This window comes from Mycolicibacterium sp. XJ2546 (genome assembly GCF_053483195.1).
Map to the genome: position 1 here is coordinate 19,409 of NZ_JBEFRW010000027.1, position 15,691 is coordinate 35,099.

Genomic DNA, 15,691 nt, shown 5'->3' on the forward strand with positions numbered 1-15,691 from the left:
CCCATGGGTAAATCACGGGGAAAATGAGTGGTGTCCTAGTGTCGGCGCAGGCAGAGACGCTGCGATTGCTGGACAAAAGCGAGAATAACGCGCATCGGAGCCGGAAGCAAGAACGACACGTGCGGCCGGTGTTGCAATTTAACTCCGAACGGCGACACCCGACGTCCAGCGGACGCCGTCGCCAACTGCGATTTCATTGACGGTGAACCCGGTCGCGGCGCCCAATTCCAGGGCTTCGGCCGGCAAATCGGGCTGTGTGCTCAGCGCCAACACCGACGGTCCCGCCCCAGAAAGCACCGCTGCAATGCCACAACGCCGTAGCGTCTGCAAGTATTCCGTGGATGCCGGCATGGCCACGGCGCGCTGCGGTTGGTGCAGCACGTCCTCGGTCGCCGCCATCAACAGATCGGGCCGCTCGGTGAGCGCGACCACCAGTAGGGCGGCGCGGCTGACGTTGAACCGGGCGTCGGTGTGGTCGACCCGGTCGGGCAGCAGGACGCGGGTTTCGGCGGTCGACGAACGCTGCCGCGGTATGGCGGTGAACAGGCGGATGTCGCGGTGCAGCCGTAGCGGCGCGGCGGCATAGCGTGTCGTGGGCCCGTCATGCTCGGTCCACGACACCACCCCGCCGCCGAGCACCGCAGCCGACGCGTTATCGGGATGGCCCTCGAACTCCGAGGACAGCTGTATCAACTGTCCTTCGGTCAGCGGTGTCGAACCTGCTTGGCTGACAAGGCCATTGACGGCCGCAAGGCCGCCGACCACCGCTGCGGCAGATGAGCCCAGCCCGCGCGAATGCGGAATGTCGTTGCGGCAGCGCACGATCATGCCGGGAACGGTGACGCCGGCCGCCCGTAGTCCGCGCTCGATCGCGCGCACCACCAAGTGCGATGCGTCCAGCGGCACCTGGCCGGAACCTTCACCCTCCACCTCAACGCTGAGCCCGGACGGGACTGTCTCCACGACGATCTCGTCGTACAGACCCAGTGCGACGCCCAGGCTGTCGAAACCGGGACCGAGGTTGGCGCTAGATGCGGCGACCACGGCGGTCGCCGTCAAACCGGCCGGCAGCGTCGGCATCACTGGCACGTCACCTGCTAAACCAGACCGAGCTTCTCGACCACGGCAACGGGGTCGACGGGTAGCGGCGTGACGGCCGGCATCCCTTTCAGCGCGGTGTCGGGGTCCTTGAGGCCGTTACCGGTGACCGTGCACACCACCGTGGAGCCCTTGGCCACCCAGCCATCCTCGACGGATTTGAGCAACCCGGCGATGCTGGCCGCGGAGGCGGGCTCGACGAAGACGCCCTCTGTGCGCGCCACCAAATGGTAGGCGGCCAGGATCTCTTCGTCGGTGGCGGCCAGGAAGCGGCCACCGGACTGTTCCTGGGCTTCGACCGCGGTGGTCCACGAGGCCGGCGAGCCGATTCGGATGGCGGTGGCGATGGTCTCGGGGTTGCTCACCGGCGCGCCGTGCACCAGCGGCGCGGCGCCGGCAGCCTGGGTGCCCAGCATCCGGGGCAACCGGTCGGCCAGGTCGTCGCGGTGATATTCGGTGTAACCCTTCCAGTACGCCGTGATGTTGCCGGCGTTGCCGACGGGCAGCGCGTGCACGTCCGGCGCGGCGCCCAGCGCGTCGACGATCTCGAACGCCGCGGTCTTCTGCCCTTCGATGCGAAACGGGTTGACCGAGTTGACCAGCGAGACGGTCGGGAAGTCGGCGGTGAGCTTGCGGGCGAGTTCCAGGCAGTCGTCGAAGTTGCCGTCGATCTGGATGATCTTGGCGCCGTGCATGACGGCTTGGGCGAGCTTGCCCATCGCGATCTTGCCCTGGGGCACCAGCACAGCACAGGTGATGCCCGCCCGTGCGGCGTAGGCGGCGGCCGACGCCGAGGTGTTGCCGGTGGACGCGCACAGCACCGCTTGTTGTCCGCGGGCCACCGCCTCGGTGACGGCCATCGTCATACCGCGGTCCTTGAACGAGCCGGTCGGGTTGAGCCCCTCAACCTTGAGATGCACGGTGCAGCCGGTGTATTCGGACAGCCTGGGTGCCGGCACCAGCGGGGTGCCGCCTTCGCGCAGCGTGATCGGGATCCAACCGTCCTGCACCGGAAGCCGGTCCCGGTAGGCGGCGATCAGCCCGGGCCAGGGCTGGTGCACGGCCGTGGGCGGTGCGTTACTCATTCGTGGTCCCTTCCATCCGGAGCACGCTGTTGATGCTCCGCACGACGTCGAGGTCGGCGAGGGCGGCGACCGTCTCCGACAGCGCCGCGTCGGTGGCCTGGTGGGTGACGACGACGATGCGGGCGCCGCAACGTTGACCGCCCTCGTCGACCATCCCCTCCTGGCGGACCTCGGCGATGCTCACCTCTCGCTTCGCGAATTCCGCTGCGACAGAGGACAATACGCCAGGCAGGTCGGAGACGTTCATGTTGACGTAGTAGCGGGTCGGGATGAAGCCGATCGGGGCGATCGGCAGCTTGGCGTATTTGGAATCGCGGGGTCCGCGGCCGCCCTGCACCCGGTTGCGCGCGGCCATCACGAGATCACCCATCACCGCAGACGCGGTAGGGGCTCCCCCGGCGCCCTGGCCGTAGAACATCAACTGGCCTGCGGCCTCGGCTTCCACGAACACCGCGTTGAAGGCGCCGTTGACGGTGGCCAGCGGGTGGTCCGACGGCACCAGCGCGGGATACACCCGGGCGGAAACCCGTTGTTTACCTTCGTCGGTGGTCAACCGCTCACAGATCGCGAGCAGTTTGATGGTGCAGCCAAGGGCACGCGCCGAGGCGAAGTCCGCCGGGCTGACCTTGGTGATGCCTTCGCGGTATACGTCGTCGGCACTGACGCGGGTGTGGAAGGCGATCGAGGCCAGTATCGCTGCCTTGGCAGCGGCGTCGTAGCCCTGGACGTCGGCGGTCGGGTCGGCTTCGGCATAGCCCAGCGCGACGGCGTCCGCGAGGGCGCTTTCGTAGTCGGCGCCGGTGCTGTCCATCTCGGAGAGGATGTAGTTGGTGGTGCCGTTGACGATGCCGGCCACCCGCAGCACGGTGTCGCCGGCCAGCGACTGGGTCAGCGGACGGATCACCGGGATCGCTCCTGCGACCGACGCTTCGAAATACAGGTCGACGTGGGCGTTTTCGGCCGCTTGGGCGAGTTCACCGGTCGACATCGCCATCAGCGCCTTGTTCGCGGTGACCACCGACTTGCGCTGTTCCAGCGCCGACAGGATGGCCTTGCGGGCGGGTTCGACCGGGCCCATCAACTCGACGACGACGTCGACGTCGTCGCGGGAGACGAGTTCTTCGATGTTGTCGGTGAGCATCTCCACCGGCACCCCCCGGTCGTCAGCCACCCGGCGGACGCCGACACCGCGCAGCACCAGCGGAGCACCGATGCGCGCGGCGAGGTCATCAGCGCTGTCCTCGATGATGCGCACCACCTGGCTGCCGACGTTGCCGAGTCCGAGGACCGCTACGCCGACTGGCTTTTCGTAGCTGCTCATCGCTTACCTCACTTCCAGGCTCAGTAGGTCCTCGACCGTTTCCCGGCGCAGGATCAGGCGTGCCCGCCCGTCGCGCACGGCTACCACGGCGGGGCGACCGATCAAGTTGTAGCGGCTAGACATCGAATAGCAATAGGCGCCGGTGGCCGCCACCCCGAGCAGGTCGCCGGGCGCAATGTCGTCGGGCACCCATGTATCGCGTACCACGATATCGCCGCTCTCGCAGTGCTTTCCGACGATTCGGGCGAGCGCAGGCGCGGTGTCGCCGACCCGGGACAGCAGCCGGGCATCGTATTCGGCGTCGTACAGCGACGTGCGGATGTTGTCGCTCATCCCGCCGTCGACGCTCACGTAGCGGCGGTAGCGGTCAGCGGCGACAGCGACGTCTTTGACCGTGCCCACTTGGTACAACGTGATGGTGCCGGGTCCGGCGATCGCCCGGCCGGGTTCGACGACCAGCCGCGGGGTCGGCAGCCCGACCGCCGCCGATTCGTCACGGACGATGGCGCTGAGCTTGGCGGCCAGTTCGGCCACCGGCGGTGGATCGTCGTGCGGCAGATACGAGATCCCCAGGCCGCCGCCGAGGTCGACGGTCGACATCTGGGAGGTCTTGTCGACACCGAATTCGGCGACCACGTCACGCAGCAGCCCGATGACGCGGTGCGCGGCCAGTTCGAAGCCTGCGACGTCGAAGATCTGGGACCCGATGTGGCTGTGCAGGCCGACTAACCGCAGGTGGTCGGCGGCGAAGATTCGGCGCACCGCCTCCATCGCGGCGCCGGTCGCCAACGACAGGCCGAACTTCTGGTCCTCGTGTGCGGTGGAGATGAACTCGTGGGTGTGGGCTTCGACGCCGACAGTGACGCGCACCAGGACGTCCTGCACCACGCCCGCGGCACCGGCGATCTCGTCGAGGCGGTCGATCTCGATCATCGAGTCCACGACTACGTGACCAACGCCGGCCTTGACGGCGGCGGTCAGCTCGTCGATGGATTTGTTATTGCCGTGCAACGCGATTCGATCAGCGGGAAATCCGGCATGGAGGGCGACAGCGAGCTCACCACCGCTGGCCACGTCGAGCGCCAGACCTTCCTCGTCGACCCAGCGGGCGATCTCGGTGCACAAAAACGCCTTGGCGGCGTAGCGCACGTACTCTCCCCCGTCGAACGCATCGGCGATCTCGCGGCAGCGGGACCGGAAGTCGTCCTCGTCGACGACGAAGACTGGCGTTCCGAACTCGGCGGCAATGTCGGTGACCGGCACCCCGGCGATGGACACCACGCCGTCGTCGCCGCGAACAGCGTTACGCGGCCAGACGTTCGGAGCGAGCATCAACACCTCGCCGGCCGACTGCGGACGCGGCGGGGCGTCGCCGTGGTGTACCTCTTCGGCGTGGCGGGGTCCGGCGGGATGGGCGATCACATGCGCTCCGGTGCGGTGACGCCGAGGATGCCGAGGCCGTTGGCAACGACCTGGCGGGTGGCTTCGCACAGCGCCAGCCGGGCTCCGTGCAGTTCGTTGGGGGCTTCGTCGCCTTGCGGCAGAACGCGACAGGAGTCGTAGAACCGATGGTAGTCGCCGGCCAGATCCTCGAGGTAGCGCGATACCCGATGCGGTTCCCGAAGGGCCGCAGCGGTTTTCAGCACGCGTGGAAACTCGCCGATGTTGCGGATCAGGGTGCCTTCCTTTTCGTGGGTCAGCAGCTGCAGGCTCGAGGCGTCGGCGGAGACGCCGAGTTCGGCGGCGTTGCGCGCCAGCGCCGACAGCCGTGCGTGCGCGTATTGCACGTAGTAGACCGGGTTTTCGTTAGACGCCGAGGACCACAGCGCGAGGTCGATGTCGATCGGGCTGTCCACCGAAGACCGGATCAGCGAGTACCGGGCGGCGTCCACGCCGATAGCCTCCACCAGGTCGTCGAGGGTGATCACGGTGCCCGCGCGCTTGCTCATCCGCACCGGCTGGCCATCTCGGACCAGGTTGACCATCTGGCCGATGAGCACCTCGACGGTGGCGGGATCCTCACCTAGGGCCGCGGCGACGGCCTTGAGCCGGGCGATGTAGCCGTGGTGGTCGGCGCCGAGCATGTAGATGCACAGGTCGAAGCCGCGCTCACGCTTGTCGAGGTAGTAGGCGATATCGGCGGCGATGTAAGCCGGAGCACCGTCGCTCTTGATGACGACGCGGTCCTTGTCGTCGCCGTGGTCGGTGGTGCGCAACCAGACGGCGCCGTCCTTTTCGTAGACGCTGCCCGCCTCGCGGAGCATGGCGACGGCTTGGTCGACCCGGCCGGAGGTGTGCATCGAGTCTTCGTGGGTGTAGACGTCGAAGTCGGTGCCGAAGTCGTGCAGTGACTGTTTGATGTGGCTGAACATCAGGTCGACGCCGATCGCGCGGAAGGTCTCGCGCATCTGGTCGTCGGGCAGGCTCAGCGCGTCGGGGTCCTTGGCGAGCACCTGCGCGGCGATTTCCTTGATGTAGTCGCCCGCGTAGCCGTCGTCGGGGGTGGGCTCGCCTCGGGCGGCCGCGATCAGCGAGCTGGTGAACCGGTCGATCTGGGCGCCGTGGTCGTTGAAGTAGTACTCGCGGGTGACGTCGGCGCCCTGGGTGGACAGCAGCCGGCCCAGCGCGTCGCCGACGGCTGCCCAGCGGGTGCCGCCGATGTGGATGGGCCCGGTGGGGTTGGCCGAGACGAACTCGAGGTTGATCCGCTGACCGGTCAAGGCGGCGGAGTGCCCATAGCGGTCGCCAGCGGCCAGCACGTTGTCGACGATCGCGTTCTGGGCGGATGCCTCCAGGCGCAGGTTGACGAACCCGGGCCCGGCGACGTCGGCGGCGGCGATACCGTCGCGCTCGGCCAGCGCGCCGGCCAGCCATTCGGCCAGCTCACGGGGGTTGACGCCGACCTTCTTGCCGAGTTGTAGGGCAATGTTGGTGGCGTAGTCGCCGTGGTCGGGGTTGCGCGGGCGCTCGACGGTGACGGTGACCGGCAGCGCCGACGCGTCCAGGCCACGCTCGGCCAGCACCGCGGTGGTGGTGGTCTTGAGTAGCTCGGCGAGGTCAGCGGGGGTCACGGGGGTCCATCCTATGGTCTGGGGTGGTCAGCCCCCGAATCCGTTTCCTGCGCCCGTGATGCGTTAGGCTGTGCAGGCCCAATTGGCGCAGCTCTTCGAGTGCGCCCCCGTAGCTCAGGGGATAGAGCGTCTGCCTCCGGAGCAGAAGGCCGCAGGTTCGAATCCTGCCGGGGGCACTACCTGAACAGCAGTGATGCAGGTCCGTGCAAGATTCGTGCAATAAAGGTGCTTCGCGGCGTTAAGGAAGCGAGTTGCCACGCCCGCCGGTCACGCCATCCACCTCATTTCGTTCCGCTGGCTGCCTGGCACCGAGGCCACCTCGCCAAGTGGCTGCAAGTCAAACAGCACTATCGCCCGACCTAGCGCATTGGCCACGCCATCACGCTTATGTTGCGAGGCTGGCCGAGGAGTGTGGCCCCGGGGCTGTGTGCTGTTGTGGACGGTACTACGCACTCAACTACTGACGACTCAACCGAAATTCGGGTGTTGCGCCTGGAAGCTCGATGCCGCACGGTGGTCAATGGGTAATGTTTAGATGTCAATGCGTGAAAGGTGGGATATGAGCGATATCGCAGCCGCCGATGACCTCCGTTTCACTCAAGGCATTCTGAACATGGCCGACGCAGCCCGCTTCCTAGCGCTTAAGCGGCAGACTTTCCACAGGTGGGCGAAGGGCTACGAGCGCGGCGCATCGCTCATCCATGTGCTTCAGGACACGCCGAAACGAAAGGCGAACGTCACATTCATCGCACTGACCGAGGCTTACGTGCTCGAAGCGCTGCGGGAGGCCGGAGTACGCCTGCAGCGCGTTCGGCCAGCGCTCGATCAGCTTCAGCGCGAGTTTGGCCGCGAGTACGTCCTAACTGCCCCGAACCTCGCGACGGACGGTATCGACGTACTTTGGGACTTCTCGAGGTCCAAGGAAGGTGCTGGACTCATTGAAGCTCGTTCTGGACAGAACGTCATCCGCGAGATTGTCGAGGATTACCTCCAGTACATCTCTTGGGACAGCGGCGATGTTCCGTATCAGCTAATTCTTCGGCAGTGGCAACCAGCGAAAGTCGTTGTCGACCTGCACCATTCATTCGGACAGCCGAGATTTGGTGTCGCAGGACCACGCGTCGCGGATGTGGCCGCCATGCTCAAGGCAGGAGAGTCAGGGGAGGTCGTCGCGGATGAGTTCGGAATCTCCCGAGACGAAGTCCGAACCGCCGCACGCGTCATCCTGGGCCGCACCGCCTGAGTTCTATCTCGACGAGAATCTTGCAGGCAAAACGCTGCGCCGGTCAATACAGAGGTACGGCTACATAGTCCACACCCCGCCTGAGCTTTACGGCTCACGGGCAGCTTCCGCGGGTGTCGCTGACGAAGTGTGGTTACGCGATGTCGGCAAGCACCGCTGGGCGGCTATCGGTCGGGACACGACCATATTGAAAACGCCAAGCGAACTGGCAGCGTACAAAGCAGCGAAGATTCACCTATTCCTATTTGACGGAGAGGCGACGGTAACGCAGTTGACTGCCATCGTCGCTGCGACACTGCGAGATATTTGTACTGAATGCATGAACGGGAAACCCTCCGTGTGGAGAGCGCGTGGAGGTGCTCACCCGCGCATCGAGTTGCTCTAACGCGACACGAAATGTGACTTGGCCACGCCGTGTGGAAAAAATGTCGGGGGTAGACGGTCGCAATGCCACGAGTGCGACTATGAGTGTTTGCGAGGACCCTCCCCCACCCATTTGACGTGCGGTTATGCCGTCCTGAACGCTTGCTGGTCACCATGACCTCGCCGTGACGAACGTGACGCCCGATCGCGGGTTGTGCGTGCCGTTGCAATTCCAGCAAACACTTCCGCCAGCCGCGCAAGCATCGCTCGCCACCTCGGCGCTGCGCGCCGTCGCAGGCGCTTCGGGCATCGTCAGCTGGTCGGACTTTGCTCTATTGCATCGCCGATGACTCGGCTGCACATTGTCCCGAGTGTGCCTGCCGCCATGTGCAACTGGGACGATGTGATCAACCTCGAAGCTAAGCGGATCGTACTGCGGCAACGAGTAGTCGATCGGTTCGTGGCACAGCGCACAGGGGTCACCGAGCGCGCGCAGTCGACGGCGCAGTCGCCGCTCTGCGGCGCTGTACTGTCGCTTGCCGTCACGACCGAACTTGGGCTGCACCAACGCTATTCGCCCTCGCCGTGCCATCTGGCAGCAGCCTGGGCGGCCCGACGCTGGCGTTTGAGCCTACGCTGACGCGCCGCTAGCTCGGCCTGTCGTAGCGCGTGACCGCGCTGCAACGCCTTGACTGCTGGCGGTGCCACGGTAGGCCGCCCGCTGGTTGGCCGCCGTGGCATGCCTTGCCTACCCGTTGTGGGGCAGGTGTACGGGGCTGTCATGGCCCCGATCGGTGCCCCGCATGCTGAGCACGAATACACGGTGATTCAACACCTTTCAAGGATCAGGGAGACGCCGGGCTGGCGAGTGGCAGCCACTCAGGCCAGCCCGGCGTTCCTGTGAGGGCCTGCGGTCGCCCCGACTGGACACATTCACGCGGTTTTGAAGGACAGCGGGGGCAACCGCAGGTGGTCTTTGGTTAGCCCTCGCCGTCGTCGCCGACGGTGAAGGTGCCGATGCGCTCAGGGCGAACCACGACGTGGCCGATCCGCCAAGTCGCCCGCAGCGCAACAGAATCCGCAGTGAAATACTGGTGTTCACTCGTCGCGACCTTGACCGGCCCGACCGCCGAGACGATGGCGTTCTGGTCGACGACCAGGCCGGTGTTCGCCGGTGCCGCGGTGTTGACGATGACCGGCACCGACAGCAACATCTGGGCCGCGTCGGTAGTGCCAGCGCCCAACAGGCTCTCGTTCGTGTTCGTGCCGCCAACCTTGAGCTTGCGAAGCTCGGCCCACGCCTTCGGCCCGACGAGAATGTGGGACGGCGTCGCCAAGTTGTCCTGCAGCGTGGCCAGCAGATCGACCAGCACGTCGAGGTTGCCGTCCACCGCGCCACCGTCAACAATGCCACTGACGTTGGCGATGCCGGCGACCGGCGCGACAGCCGGCGCGGTCGGCGCGGCCTCGGCGACGAACGCGATATCGCCGCGGCGAGTGATCGCTCGGGCCACCGACTGCGAGAGTTGCACGGCCGTCTGGTCTTGCGCGTACTGCTCATTGGACAGCCGAACCAGTTGTGTGATCTTCGCGGTATGCACGAGGACTTCTGCGAGTTGTGGCTCCCCTTCGGGAATCGTCGCACCTTCCGCGGTGAACTGCGCCTCATCGTCGTCGACATACGCGACGCGCACGGCGGGATCGTCGCCCTCGATTTGGCCAGCGACGGTGCTGCACTGAAGAATCAGTGCGTCGGGCACAACGTCGGTCGGGGCGAAAACGTGCAGATCGGGAGACCAGCCCTTGGCGCTGGTTCCAGTGGTGATGGTAGTCATTGTGGCGTAATGCCTCTCAACGCTCGGCGCGCGGCCCAGCGCGCGCAATCAACAAAGAGTGTGTGGACTGCAGGCGCCGGGCCTAGCAAGAATATGTCCGCGCCGGGCGGAACTAGCTTCGATTATACCCCCGATCAGTCGCGTCGCCGGAAAGCTGACGCGAACCCCTGTGGCTGCCGCTGGCCCTGTAGCCCAATGCCAGACACGCCGATTCGGCTGCGGTCAGGCTGACGGCGCTCGAGGCCAAGGGTTTCGCGGGCGGTCTTGACGGCCTCGGCGAATTTCGCCGCATCGACCGAGCCATCCTCACCGAGGAGGTCCTCGTCGTTGACCACCGCCCGCAGGGCTGCGGGCTTCAGCCCGGCCGCAGCAGCTTGTGCGTCAATCTGCTGTCGCTGCAACGCCGCCAGGCGGTTCTCGGCGGTCTTCGCACGATCGCGCAGCCCGGCGTTTTCCTTCCGCAGCTTCTCGACGACATGGCGCGGGAACGTGTCAGCGTCACCCTGATCGTCGGCGTCGGTGTCGACCTCCGCGGCGTCGGGTGCGACGTCGGCGTCGCCAGGTTCGTCCTGGGGTGACGTTTCGGCCGCGTCGGGGTTATCGGCTGCGGCTGTGTCTTCCGGTGTGGCAGGGGCGGTTTCAGCGGTGCTGTTGTTGTCGGTCATTACTTGCCTCCTTTCGGCAATACAGGTCGGGTCACGGTCAGCGGCTCGGTGTGGCGAGCGAGGCCGTGCTCCGGAAATAGTTCGTCGTGCTCTACCGCCACCGTCTTACCGGCCAGTGCGGTGATGTCGCCGACTTCGGCAGGCCGAGCGACCCGCTTACCCTCGGGTCGGCGGTAATCAGCGAATGCCGCAGCGATCGGGTCGCGATCGTCGGCGGGGTCGACGTTTGAGTATTCGAGATTCACTTTCTCTGTCTCCTATTCCTGCGGGGTGGCGCCGCGGCGGCTGCCGCTGCGGCGCTTGGGGCGTCGATGGCGTACACGCGAAGCTCGCCAGCGCGTGAGCAGTGAGCAACCGTCATCTGTGACGGCCGCGTATCGCCTTTGCGCCAGGGGTGGACGTGCTCGCCCGCCGAACATCGGTGCGGACACTGGATGCGAACATGACGGCCGCCCGTGGCATAAAAGACACGAACAACCTTGGCCACCGGGACCGGGGTTGCGCTCATGCGGCACCCCCAGCCCGATACCACCGCGTCGCCTCGGCGGGTTCGATCATCCCGGCGTCGCGCAGCAGCGTCAGCGCGTCGTCGAGATACGGCCGTCCGTCCATCGGCGTGCGCTGGCGCAAGTCGTCGGCCGTCATCGCGCCAGACAAATCGATGTGCCCAAGGAGCGCTAGCGCGACGTCGGCGATCTTGGCATTGCGCCGGCGTTGCTCATGGTTCTTCGTCATCGGGCATCACACCCGCTCCGCGATGACGCCGAGGCGGTCGACAACCTGCTTCAGCCGCTCGTCGAGCACCCTGACCGCGGCCCATTCCGCGATCGTCAACTCATGCAGGGAGTTGGCGATCCGAGCGAGCGAAACGTCGGTGTCGGGTACCGCATCGGTGTCGGGGTTTGCGTCTGCGGTGGTTTCGGATAACTCCATTGGGTCGTTCATCACGCGGTTTTCCTTTCGGTATTCAGTGGGCAGTTGTCGCGGTGCCCTTGTGTAGGGGTGTGGTGGCCACAGTCAGCGCAGCGGTCGGGGCCGGTGGGCGGGGTGAAGCCAGCGGGCTTGCTCGGGCGTGCAGGAGTTTGCTGGGTGAGCACTGGCGGGTCGGATGTGTCGCTCGTCGGTGCGCTCGGCGTGACCGAACTCGGGCCTGAGTCACCGGTCGCCCCTCCCGCAGGTACCGCAGGTACCGGCTCCGTAGGTAACGCCGTAGGTCCCGTAGGTAACGGCTTCTGATCGGTGTGACCTACGTGATCTACGGTGTGACCTACGCGGAGAATCCAGCTGTGCACGCCATCGCGGAATCCGGCACGCTTGGTGTCGGCGACCTTGCGGCGAGCATTTTTTAGCGTCCCTACCGAGTACCCCACCCCCTGTCCGGCGGCGATGACTTCCTTTGCCGGGGCCTCGCCTCCGTGCTCGATCAGGTACTCCTTGATCCATGACGCGGCATCGCGGCGTTCGTCAGCTTCCTCGGGGTCAGTGCGGGAGTCGCGCAGGACATCGGCGACCGATCGCTCGGACTCGCCGAGGAACACGAACCGGCCCGTAGTGGCGATGCCCTTGCGGGTGCGGACTTCGGCAGCCTCGATGCCGTAGGACAGGCTCGGTAGATCGTCGCGACCCAGGCTGTTCTTCACTTGCGACATGACCCGGCCACCATCCTCATCGGCGTCATCGCGGGCGAACCCGAACACCGAGCGGGGCACGTTCTTGAAGGCACCCGATCCGGTGATAAGGCTGGCGGCATCGGTGCCGCTGCCCTTGTTGAAGTGCGCGACACCGAAGATCACCGCGCCGGTGCGGTCGGCCATCTTGGCCAACGGGTCGAGCGCAGAGCGAACTTCGCGCTCACGGTGAGTGTCGATGCGCTCACCGATCACGCTCATCAACGGGTCGATCACGACGAGTGCGGCGTCGTGCTCGCGAATCTCCCGCTCGAGCAGGCCGTTGTCGTGAGGCAGGCTTAGCGACAATTCCTCGTCATCGGTCGACACGACCTCGAACCTGCCGATCCGGCTCAGATCGGCCCCAGCGGCGATGAGCCGAGGAACCAGGGTGTGCTTCCACGAGTCCTCCACCGCGATGTAGAACACCGTGCGCGGCGTCCCGTAGAAGCTGCCCGGCAACGTGCCGCGGGTGATGTTGGCCGCCAACCAGATTGCGTAGCTGGACTTCCCGGTACCCTCGCGACCCGCGCCTATCGACAGCGACCCAGCAGCGATGCGCCCGTGGCCGTCGCCTTCCTCCCATGCCCACACAACTGGCTCGGGCTCGATGCCACTGGCCCACATGATGCGGGCGCGCCGGGCTGCTGTGCCGTTCGCAGCTGTAACACCTGGCGGCGGCATCTTCACCGCGACGAAGTCGTCCAGACCCTTATCGGCCGCGACGTGATCGGCCGCGTCCTTGCCCACGGCGGCCTCCACGATGCGGACGTTCGCAGCGATACCGCGCAACAGATCGGCGATCGTGTCGGCGTGCTTGCGGCCGGCGTCGTCCTTGTCGCCGACGATGATGACGTCGAGGCCGGTCAGCGGTGACCAGTCGGCTAGGTGGGCTTTCCCGGCACCCATCGCCGGGCAGACGGCAGTTCCGTCGATCGCCTCGATGGCTTCGACGTCTTTCTCGCCCTCGACGACGTACACCGTCGGGGACCCGATGATCCGGTCGCCATGAAACAGCGCGCGGCCCTTCTTGTTACCGGACTGCGGGAACGACTTGCCCGGCTTGCGGTGGACGACGCGGCCATCTGGATACCTGTAATTCCTTCTCGGCGCATAGATATCGCGAAGCCCGCTGTCGTCGAACAGGTCGGCCATCCGCATGTTCAACGCGGCCAACACGTCAGACGTGTCGCAGTCTGCGTGACATGTCAGCACCACGCCGTTGCCGTCGTTGCGCGGCCCGATCGACAGCGACGGGCTGCCGTCATCATGCGCGGGACACTGTGCCCGGGCCTTCCGGTCGCCTTGAGGAACGACCTTGAGGCCGCGCTCTGTGAGCGCGGCGGTCAAGCGGTCGAATGCAGTCATCGCGACCACCGCCGGCGTCCGCTGATAGAATGGAAGTGTTGCACTTGGTAGACCCCCGGCGCTGGTGAGCCGGGGGTTTTCTTTTGTCGCACTTAGCTTTTACCCTTCGGGTTTCATGCAGCCCTGGTGTGGCGAATCGCCCTGCGGGGGTTAATGAATTGGGATGGGATAGCCGCGTTACGCGGCGCCACCAACGGGGTGTAGGTGCTGGCGGTGCAGTTCGTCAGCATCGATCCGCAGCAGCCGCGGGCCAAGCCGGTAGCCCGTGAGGTGGCCCGAGGCCAGCCACCGGCGAATGGTGCGAACGTGGACGTCCGCGTACTCGGCCGCAGCTGCGATGGTGATCAGCCTTTTGGGCAGCGCGGCGTTGCGATCTTGGGTTGCGTTCTGTTGTGTGCTCATGTCACTCAATGTATGGCCGAGTTTCGACATGGCCTAACGGAATGCGGTACACACCAAGCACTTTCGGTAGACTGTGCTACCACTGGCGGGGAGTGACGTTTAGCTGCATATGTTTGCATATGCTTGCAATGTCGTGCAGAACGGTTAGCGCGGGCCAGTCCGAGCTAGCCCATCCACTGTGACTAACGTCACAGGCTCTACTGCGTCGCGGCCTTCGACATAGCCTCAGCGATCGCCGCGTCGCGCCCTTCCGCGACGTGTTGGTACCGCAACGCCATTTGGGGAGTTGTGTGCCCGAGGCGGTGCATGAGTTCGGCTGTGGTGGCGCCGGATTGGGCGGCCAGGACAGCGCCGACGTGGCGCAGATCGTGCACGCGCAAGTTCGGCTTACCAATGGCTGCGCGGGCCTTCTCCCAATGGGTCCGGTACTGGTCGGCGCGAAGATGCTCGCCACCATCGCCGGGGAATAGCAGCGCTCTGGCCCCGCGGCCGACGTGATTCTTCAAGTGCTCCTTGAGCATCGGGCGGATATGCGGCGGCACAGCAACATCGCGAACGCCCGCCGCAGTCTTCGGTTCGCCGATGTGAAACGTGCCGGCGCGGTAGGTGACCGCCCGGTGCACGCGCAGCGTGCTGCAGTCGCGGTTCAGGTCGCCCCTGCGCAGCTCCGCGGTCTCCCCCCAGCGCAGGCCGCACCATGCTGCCAGCAGCACACTGGCGCGCAAATGGTCGGGCATCGCCTCGGCTAGTCGCTCTACCTCGGCCGGGGCCAGTAGCGCGATGTTCCGACGGCGCTTCGTCTGCATGGCCGCCCGTATGCGGCAAGGATTGGCGTCGAGCACCTCGTCCTGTACGGCGGTAGAACAGATCGCGTGCAGTAAGGCGTACGCGTGTGCGTTGCGCGTCGGGTGTTCGGAACCGAGCGCAGCGTGCCATTCGCGAACCCTGGCCGGCGTCAGCGCGACCATCTTCAGGTCGCCGAGGTCGGGCAGGATCAACCGCTCGAGCATGGACTCGTAGTGCTGCCGGGTGCGTGGCCGCAACTGCCGCTGCTCGATCCATGCTTGGCCATAGGTGCGCAACGTGACGCCATCGGAGCGCTCGACCGCGCCCCACGTGCCCAGCTCGATCTTGCGGCGCTGAATGTTGAGCCAGCCGATGGCGTCGTCCTCGGTCGCATACGTCCGCGGCGCCTTGTGAACCTTGGCGTCCGGTCCGGTGTATGCCGCCTGCCAACGGCCTGACGGCAGCTTGCGCAACCGCCCGAATCCTCGCCTTTTCCTCGCCACCTTTGCACCCCTTCGTCATCACCCGCGTGCAACTTTCGTGCAATAACAGTGTGCAGCCAAGTCCCAATTGCCCAGTACTGTCACCGCGGTATGAGCATGATAACAGCAGGTGAGGGTGCTAAACCGCAGACAGATGGCCCAGCCCCGCCGGATGATCAATCAGGTTCGAATCCTGCCGGGGGCACCACGTAGATGTAGGTTTTCACCGATGCCGGGCTATTTCCGGGCGTTAAGCCTGATCGCTGGGTGCGCAGTCGCGCCGCCCTACAACCAGAGCGACTAGA

16 protein-coding genes, 1 tRNA gene and 1 pseudogene are annotated in these 15,691 nt (G+C 65.8%); 4 read left to right on the plus strand and 14 right to left on the minus strand.

Annotation, left to right across the window (positions count from 1 at the left end):
• Window positions 1–138: 138 nt before the first annotated feature.
• From thrB to argS, 5 genes are read right to left on the minus strand one after another with little or no spacing between them, the layout of a single operon-like run.
• On the minus strand, window positions 139–1,080 hold the full coding sequence (gene thrB, locus ABQE44_RS25320) for a homoserine kinase (protein ID WP_448393586.1): 942 nt from the start codon (window positions 1,078–1,080) through the stop codon (window positions 139–141).
• A 17-nt stretch (window positions 1,081–1,097) separates the two neighbouring features.
• Window positions 1,098–2,183, minus strand: a complete 1,086-nt coding sequence (gene thrC / locus ABQE44_RS25325) for a threonine synthase (protein ID WP_448432525.1) — start codon at window positions 2,181–2,183, stop codon at window positions 1,098–1,100.
• The gene (locus ABQE44_RS25330; RefSeq protein ID WP_448393536.1) at window positions 2,176–3,504 is read right to left on the minus strand and encodes a homoserine dehydrogenase; all 1,329 of its coding nucleotides are present in this window, start codon (window positions 3,502–3,504) and stop codon (window positions 2,176–2,178) included. The genes thrC and ABQE44_RS25330 overlap by 8 nt, the downstream gene beginning before the upstream one ends.
• Before the next feature lie 3 nt (window positions 3,505–3,507).
• On the minus strand, window positions 3,508–4,926 hold the full coding sequence (gene lysA, locus ABQE44_RS25335) for a diaminopimelate decarboxylase (protein ID WP_448432527.1): 1,419 nt from the start codon (window positions 4,924–4,926) through the stop codon (window positions 3,508–3,510).
• Entirely contained in the window at window positions 4,923–6,575 is a 1,653-nt protein-coding gene (gene argS / locus ABQE44_RS25340; RefSeq protein WP_448432529.1) for an arginine--tRNA ligase, read from the minus strand. The genes lysA and argS overlap by 4 nt, the downstream gene beginning before the upstream one ends.
• 103 nt (window positions 6,576–6,678) lie before the next feature.
• On the opposite strand from argS, the gene ABQE44_RS25345 reads away from it, so the two are divergent.
• From ABQE44_RS25345 to ABQE44_RS25360, 4 genes are all read left to right on the plus strand, one after another.
• Window positions 6,679–6,751: transfer RNA gene (locus tag ABQE44_RS25345), tRNA-Arg, on the plus strand.
• 383 nt (window positions 6,752–7,134) lie between these two features.
• Window positions 7,135–7,818 carry a DUF433 domain-containing protein gene (locus ABQE44_RS25350; protein WP_448432531.1) on the plus strand — a complete coding sequence of 228 codons (684 nt, stop codon included), beginning with the start codon at window positions 7,135–7,137 and terminating at the stop codon, window positions 7,816–7,818.
• Window positions 7,751–8,203 (plus strand): PIN-like domain-containing protein, encoded by a 453-nt coding sequence (locus tag ABQE44_RS25355; protein WP_448432533.1) that lies wholly within the window; start codon window positions 7,751–7,753, stop codon window positions 8,201–8,203. The genes ABQE44_RS25350 and ABQE44_RS25355 overlap by 68 nt, the downstream gene beginning before the upstream one ends.
• 163 nt (window positions 8,204–8,366) lie before the next feature.
• Entirely contained in the window at window positions 8,367–8,531 is a 165-nt protein-coding gene (locus ABQE44_RS25360; RefSeq protein ID WP_448432551.1) for a hypothetical protein, read from the plus strand.
• A gap of 26 nt (window positions 8,532–8,557) precedes the next feature.
• On the opposite strand, the pseudogene ABQE44_RS25365 reads toward ABQE44_RS25360, so the two are convergent.
• From ABQE44_RS25365 to ABQE44_RS25405, 9 genes and pseudogenes are all read right to left on the minus strand, one after another.
• Window positions 8,558–8,773: pseudogene (locus tag ABQE44_RS25365) on the minus strand (hypothetical protein); the annotation flags it as partial.
• Between the two features lie 388 nt (window positions 8,774–9,161).
• The gene (locus ABQE44_RS25370) at window positions 9,162–10,016 is read right to left on the minus strand and encodes a phage major capsid protein (RefSeq protein ID WP_448432535.1); all 855 of its coding nucleotides are present in this window, start codon (window positions 10,014–10,016) and stop codon (window positions 9,162–9,164) included.
• Window positions 10,017–10,150: 134 nt separating this feature from the next.
• Window positions 10,151–10,681 (minus strand): hypothetical protein, encoded by a 531-nt coding sequence (locus ABQE44_RS25375; protein ID WP_448432537.1) that lies wholly within the window; start codon window positions 10,679–10,681, stop codon window positions 10,151–10,153.
• Window positions 10,681–10,926, minus strand: coding sequence for a hypothetical protein (locus ABQE44_RS25380; RefSeq protein ID WP_448432539.1), 246 nt, complete (start codon window positions 10,924–10,926; stop codon window positions 10,681–10,683). Before ABQE44_RS25380 ends, ABQE44_RS25375 begins: the two co-directional genes overlap by 1 nt.
• Window positions 10,927–11,185: 259 nt before the next feature.
• Window positions 11,186–11,416: a hypothetical protein gene (locus ABQE44_RS25385; RefSeq protein ID WP_448432541.1), complete on the minus strand. Its 231-nt coding sequence runs from the start codon at window positions 11,414–11,416 to the stop codon at window positions 11,186–11,188.
• Window positions 11,417–11,422: 6 nt separating this feature from the next.
• Window positions 11,423–11,629 (minus strand): hypothetical protein, encoded by a 207-nt coding sequence (locus ABQE44_RS25390; protein ID WP_448432543.1) that lies wholly within the window; start codon window positions 11,627–11,629, stop codon window positions 11,423–11,425.
• Window positions 11,626–13,716, minus strand: a complete 2,091-nt coding sequence (locus ABQE44_RS25395) for an AAA family ATPase (protein WP_448432545.1) — start codon at window positions 13,714–13,716, stop codon at window positions 11,626–11,628. The genes ABQE44_RS25390 and ABQE44_RS25395 overlap by 4 nt, the downstream gene beginning before the upstream one ends.
• Window positions 13,717–13,893: 177 nt before the next feature.
• On the minus strand, window positions 13,894–14,118 hold the full coding sequence (locus ABQE44_RS25400; protein WP_448432547.1) for an excisionase family DNA-binding protein: 225 nt from the start codon (window positions 14,116–14,118) through the stop codon (window positions 13,894–13,896).
• A 197-nt stretch (window positions 14,119–14,315) separates the two neighbouring features.
• Window positions 14,316–15,407 (minus strand): tyrosine-type recombinase/integrase, encoded by a 1,092-nt coding sequence (locus ABQE44_RS25405; RefSeq protein ID WP_448432549.1) that lies wholly within the window; start codon window positions 15,405–15,407, stop codon window positions 14,316–14,318.
• Between the last annotated feature and the right edge of the window lie 284 nt (window positions 15,408–15,691).

Excerpts from the sequence above, each read along its gene's own strand:
- ABQE44_RS25395 (WP_448432545.1), bottom strand. The coding sequence starts at position 13,716 with ATGACTGCATTCGACCGCTTGACCGCCGCGCTCACAGAGCGCGGCCTC.
- ABQE44_RS25355 (WP_448432533.1), top strand. The coding sequence starts at position 7,751 with ATGAGTTCGGAATCTCCCGAGACGAAGTCCGAACCGCCGCACGCGTCA.
- ABQE44_RS25400 (WP_448432547.1), bottom strand. The coding sequence starts at position 14,118 with ATGAGCACACAACAGAACGCAACCCAAGATCGCAACGCCGCGCTGCCC.
- thrB (WP_448393586.1), bottom strand. The coding sequence starts at position 1,080 with ATGCCGACGCTGCCGGCCGGTTTGACGGCGACCGCCGTGGTCGCCGCA.
- thrC (WP_448432525.1), bottom strand. The coding sequence starts at position 2,183 with ATGAGTAACGCACCGCCCACGGCCGTGCACCAGCCCTGGCCCGGGCTG.
- ABQE44_RS25375 (WP_448432537.1), bottom strand. The coding sequence starts at position 10,681 with ATGACCGACAACAACAGCACCGCTGAAACCGCCCCTGCCACACCGGAA.
- ABQE44_RS25330 (WP_448393536.1), bottom strand. The coding sequence starts at position 3,504 with ATGAGCAGCTACGAAAAGCCAGTCGGCGTAGCGGTCCTCGGACTCGGC.
- ABQE44_RS25385 (WP_448432541.1), bottom strand. The coding sequence starts at position 11,416 with ATGACGAAGAACCATGAGCAACGCCGGCGCAATGCCAAGATCGCCGAC.
- ABQE44_RS25370 (WP_448432535.1), bottom strand. The coding sequence starts at position 10,016 with ATGACTACCATCACCACTGGAACCAGCGCCAAGGGCTGGTCTCCCGAT.
- ABQE44_RS25350 (WP_448432531.1), top strand. The coding sequence starts at position 7,135 with ATGAGCGATATCGCAGCCGCCGATGACCTCCGTTTCACTCAAGGCATT.